Below are 1,971 nucleotides of genomic sequence, written 5' to 3'. Positions count from 1 at the left end.
GGACCGGACGCCCAGGCCGGCGAGCGTGCCCGCGAGGACCGCGCCGGCCGGCGGGTCGAGCTGGCGTTCCATCAGGTGGCCGACCGGGTGGACCACTGTCACGTCGAGACCCCGCGCGGCCAGCCCGCGGGCCGCCTCCAGGCCCAGCAGCCCGCCGCCGAGCACGACGACGCGGCGCGCGCCCTCGGCGGCGGCGAGGATCCGCCGGCAGTCGCCGAGCGTGCGGAACGGGACGACCCGCTCGGGCATCGGCGCGAGGCCCGGCAGCGGCGGCACCACGGCCCGGCTGCCGGTGGCGAGCACCAGGTGGTCGTACCCGTGTCGCTCGCCGTCGTCGGTGACCACCTCGCCGGCGGCGCGGTCCACGGCGGTGACCGCCGCGCCGGTGTGCACCTCGACGCCCGGCCCCACCGCTTCGACCAGCTCCACGTCCGGCTCGCCGATGCGTCCGGCGAGCAGCGTGGAGAGCATGATCCGGTTGTACGCGCGGTGCGGCTCCGCCCCGAGCACGGTGATCGAGTGGTTCCCGCCGCGTGCGTGCAGCTCGGCGGCGAGCCGGGCGCCGGCCATGCCGTGGCCGACGACGACGATGCGCTCGTTCATGCCGGCTCCACCCGGACCGCGCAGATCTTGAATTCGGGCATCCCGGAGACCGGGTCGAGCGCGTCGTTGGTGACCGAGTTGGCGCGTTGCGCGCCGGGCCAGTGGAACGGGGCGAAGACGGTGTCCGGCCGGATCGCGGTGCTGAGCCGGGCCGGCGCCCGTAGCTCACCCCGGCGGGAGACCACACGTACCGGTGCTCCCTCGGTCACGCCGAGCCGTGCCGCCAGGTCCGGGTGCAGCTCGACGAAGCCGCCCGGCGCGGCCCGGCGCAACGCGGCGACCCGCCGGGTCTGCGCGCCGGACTGGTACTGCGCGAGCACCCGGCCGGTGGTGAAGTGCAGCGGATAGTCGGCGCACACCGGCTCGGCGGCCGGCCGGTGGGTCACGGCGTGGAACTGGGCCCGGCCGTCCGGGGTGGGGAAGCGGTCGGCGAACAGCCGGGGCGTGTCCGGGCCGTCCCGGTCCGGGCAGGGCCAGAACACGCCGGTGTCGGCGTCGATCCGGTCCCAGGTGATCCCGGCGTAGTCGGCCGGACCGCCGGCCGAGGCCCGGCCCAGCTCCGCGAACACCTCGCGCGGGTCGCTCGGCAGTGGCGCGCCGTCGGTCAGCCGCCCGGCGAGCGCGGCGAGGATCTCCAGCTCGGTACGGACCCCGGCCGGTGGCTCACGCAGCGCGCGGCGGCGCAGCACCCGGCCCTCCAGATTGGTCATCGTGCCGTCCTCCTCGGCCCACTGGGCGACCGGCAGCACCACGTCGGCCAGCTCGGCCGTCTCGGAGCGGACGAAGTCCGCCACCACGAGCAGGTCCAGGGCGCGCAGCCGGGACTCGACCCGCGCGGCGCGGGGCGCGGACACGACCGGGTTGGAGCCGAACACCAGCAGCGCCCGCGCGCCCGACGGCGTGCCCAGCGCGTCCAGGAGCTGGTACGCGGGCACCCCCGGCCCGGGCAGCGAGTCCGGGTCGACGCCCCACACCCCGGCGACGTGCGCGCGGGCCGCCGGGTCGTCGATACGCCGGTAGCCGGGGAGCTGGTCGGCCTTCTGCCCGTGTTCCCGGCCGCCCTGCCCGTTGCCCTGCCCGGTCAGGCAGCCGTAACCCGAGCCGGGGCGGCCGGGCAGGCCCAGGGCGAGCGCCAGGTTGATGAGGGCGGTGACCGTGTCCACGCCCTTGGCGTGTTGCTCGGCGCCCCGCGCGGTGAGAATGATCGCCTGGTCCACTGTGGCCAGCGCGCGGGCGGTCGCGTACAGGTCGGCCACCGGCACGCCGGAGAGCCGCTCCACCTCCGCCGGCCAGTAGCCGGCCACCGTCCGCCGGACCTCGTCGAAGCCGGTGGTCCGCTCCGCCACGTACGCCCGGTCCAGCCAGCCC

At 77.0% G+C, this 1,971-nt stretch carries 2 protein-coding genes; both read right to left on the bottom strand.

All coding sequences use genetic code 11. The annotated features are described in order from the left end of the window. On the bottom strand, window positions 1-603 hold a 603-nt coding region (locus tag KBX39_RS29940), incomplete at its 3' end, for an NAD(P)/FAD-dependent oxidoreductase (RefSeq protein WP_210873756.1). Continuing rightward, window positions 600-1,971: molybdopterin oxidoreductase family protein (locus tag KBX39_RS29935; protein ID WP_210873755.1), on the bottom strand; the 1,372-nt coding region annotated here is incomplete at its 5' end. The genes KBX39_RS29940 and KBX39_RS29935, both read right to left, overlap by 4 nt.

This window comes from Micromonospora sp. D75, from assembly GCF_018070405.1.
Lineage (GTDB): Bacteria > Actinomycetota > Actinomycetes > Mycobacteriales > Micromonosporaceae > Micromonospora > Micromonospora chalcea.
This window is presented reverse-complemented; position numbering and strand designations above follow the sequence as displayed.